General features: G+C 58.1%; 3 protein-coding genes. 1 reads left to right on the top strand and 2 read right to left on the bottom strand.

Going from position 1 to position 2942, the window contains the following annotated elements; all coding sequences use genetic code 11:
- A partial coding sequence (locus WA989_RS06940; RefSeq protein ID WP_424339776.1) for a glycosyltransferase occupies positions 1 to 1028 on the top strand: 1028 nt, incomplete at its 5' end.
- 42 nt (positions 1029 to 1070) lie between these two features.
- On the opposite strand, the gene WA989_RS06935 is transcribed toward WA989_RS06940, so the two are convergent.
- Together WA989_RS06935 and WA989_RS06930 are read right to left on the bottom strand one after the other, a co-directional pair.
- Complete coding sequence (locus WA989_RS06935) at positions 1071 to 2060, bottom strand: FKBP-type peptidyl-prolyl cis-trans isomerase (RefSeq protein WP_424339775.1); 990 nt, start codon at positions 2058 to 2060, stop codon at positions 1071 to 1073.
- 43 nt (positions 2061 to 2103) lie between these two features.
- Positions 2104 to 2942, bottom strand: an 839-nt coding sequence (locus WA989_RS06930; protein ID WP_424339774.1) for an FKBP-type peptidyl-prolyl cis-trans isomerase, incomplete at its 5' end; no start/stop codon positions are given.

The raw sequence follows: 2942 nt of genomic DNA, 5'->3' as shown, positions 1-2942 counted from the left end.
GTGTAAGCCAGTTTCTTTCTGTTGGCACGATCGAGCCTCGAAAAGGTCATTCTGTCATTCTGGATGCGTTTGAATCGCTTTGGGAAAAGGGCATCGATTCTGAGCTTCACATCATTGGGCGGGAAGGATGGGGCGTGGAGACTTTTGTTCAACGTCTGAAACATCATCCCGAATTCGGATTGCGGTTGCATTGGCGGGCAAATTTGGATGATGAGGCACTTGGTGAAGCCTACAGAAACGCTGCTGCGGTCATTTGCGCATCTTACGCTGAGGGCTTCGGTCTCCCACTTATTGAGGCCGATTATTTTGGCGTACCAATCATTGCGAGTAACATCCCTGTCTTTAAGGAAGTCGCCAGTTCAATTGATCGAGCGAGTTTTTTTGACGTAGGCGATAGCGCTGCGTTGGCAGAATCTGTTTCGTCTTTCCTGTCGCAACCAAAGAGCGGCGCATCGAAAGCCGCATCGACTAGCAGTCGCAACCACCTCACCTGGAAAGAGAGTACTCAGGCGCTGTTAGCGAGAATTCAGAGTGATGAGTGGTACAAGGTCTACGAACCAAACTACATTGAGGAGCTCAATGCAGATTCATCTTTGCATAAAACTACGATGAACAGACCTCTTACCAATGTCGTTAAACCGATTGCGGAGCTTCGGATGGTAGGTGATGGGGAGTTCCTTTTGAATGGAGTTGGGCTTTCATTTTCGGTTCGAAACCTAAGTACTCAGGGTTGGTCCGGGGAGGGACAGCACGGCGTCAGCATCGCAATGATGGTTCGCGATCGCCGAGGACAAGCAATGGGCAATGAGGCATTCAAGGGGTATTTACCATTTTGTTTGCCCCCAGGTCGGATATACACGCGAAAAATGGGGATCCCGCTTGATCTGATAAATGCTGGGGCTTGCGAGGCCGTTGTGGGTGTATTTCAAGATGGAAACGGATTTCTATCTAAGCCTCTCAGAATCGATCTGATGGACGCCATACCTGCTGCGCTGCAACCGGACTGGATATTCTTCGAAAACGCTTAAGATTAACGATCAACGCGTAAGCGGCAGCGCAACTGCATCTCGCTAATCCGGGGTCACTGCAATTAAATTCACCAGGTACACCAAATCCGCCCCCGGCGGTATCGCCTCGCCCAGGCCGTCCTGGCCGTAGGCTATGGGCGAAGGAATGTGGCCGATCCAGATGGCGCCGGGGGGCATCAGGCTGATCATCTGGGCAAATCCCGGAACGGCGTCGCCGGCGCGCACGGTGAGGGGTTCGCCATTGGTCCAGGTTGCTCCGACGGTTTCGCCGGTATCGGCAAGGCGCGCTTCGTAATCGATCATCACGATGTCATCGGCGAGGATCTTGCCGCTGCGGGGTTCGCCAGCATCAATGACGTAATAACTGAGGCCGGATTTGAGGCGGACGACCCCTTTGCGCGTCTTGTCCCATGGCAGAAAGTCGGCCCATAGCGCTTCCGACGCGCCGGACTGGCGGGCGGTGCTGGTGGCCTCTGCGATCTCGTCTGCATCGAGGAACCCGTCGAGCCGGATCTTGAAGATCAGGTCGCTATTGGGCGGGATGCCCGGGCCCGGCGAACCGGCGCCATAGGCGAGCTCTGCAGGGATGTAGACCAGCCACTCATCGCCCGGCGTCATGCGCTTCAGCGTCTCGGTCCATCCCTCGATCACCGCATCCAAATTGAAAACGGCGGGTTCGCCGCGGGCATAGGAGCTGTCGAACCGGCTGCCATCGGAGGCGAGATAACCTTCATATGCGACGATGACAGTCGCGCCGTCGCCGGGCGCCGCCTTGCCCTCCGGGCCATTGCGGATCGCCAGCCATTCAAGGCCGGACGCACTGGCCTGGACGCCTTCGCAGGTTGACGGGAAGGGCGGCGTGAACGAGCCGGGGCCGGGGGCGACGTTGGGGCAGGCGCTGGCGCCGCTGGAGGCCTGCCGCTTACCGGACGCGTTGATGCCGGGCAGGTTCGGTAAGCTTTGGCAGGCCGATACCAACATCCCGGCCATACCGATCGCTGCCAGTTTCAGCCGGCGAATGTGTACAGCCATATACGAGCCCCTCGCTCTGCCCTGTGCCCTCTATTTACACAGTTTATTCCGTGCCGAGCACATCAATCAACTCAACTTCGAAATCGAGGTCCGTATTTGGAGGGATCGCTCCGGCATAGCCCTTTTCGCCATAGGCAAGCTCTGAGGGTATGTGGACCAGCCAGCGTGCGCCCGGTTTCATCATGGTGAGGGCTTCCTGCCAGCCCGGAATGACCCCATTGGCCGGGAACATGATCGGCTCCCCGCGCTGATAGGCGCTGTCAAACACCTCGCCGCTTTCAGAGAACCGGCCCTCATAGAGCACGACGACCGTATCGCTCGGCTCGGGGCTCTGGCGGCTCTGATCGCCTTGTTCGAGCACAACATATTCGAGCCCGGACTCGGTCGACTGAACGTCTTCATTGGCCGAATCCCAGGGCGTATAGGCGTTCCAGGCCGCATCGTCGGCAGGCTTCGGCTCGAAGATCTCCATCAGCTGCACGCGAAAGACGAGATCGTCACCCGGCTTGATGACACCGCCTGGGCGCGGCGTCTGGCCATAGCCGAGTTCGCTTGGAATGAAGAAGATGTACTCATCGCCCTCGGACATGAGTTGGAGGCCCTGCGTCCAGCCAGGGATCACCTGTGTCAGGCCGAAGATTGCAGGCCGGCCGGTGCCGAAATTGCCGTCGAACTGGGTCCCGTCCGTCAACCGGCCATCATAGAAGACCTGCACCGTGTCGCCCAGCGATGGCGATGCGCCGTCCTCGGGGCCTTCCTCGACGACATAGTATTTGATGCCTGAGTCGGTCTCCTGAAGGTCGGCCCTGTCAGGATCCCAAGGGAAGAATTCGTCGAAGTCGGTTGCGGTGGACTGGCCGCCGCATGCAGCAAGGCCAAGGG

The organism is Henriciella sp., from assembly GCF_049649345.1.
Taxonomy (GTDB): domain Bacteria; phylum Pseudomonadota; class Alphaproteobacteria; order Caulobacterales; family Hyphomonadaceae; genus Henriciella.
Note: the sequence above shows the minus strand (reverse complement) of the source record. Positions and strands in the feature narration are given on the sequence as shown.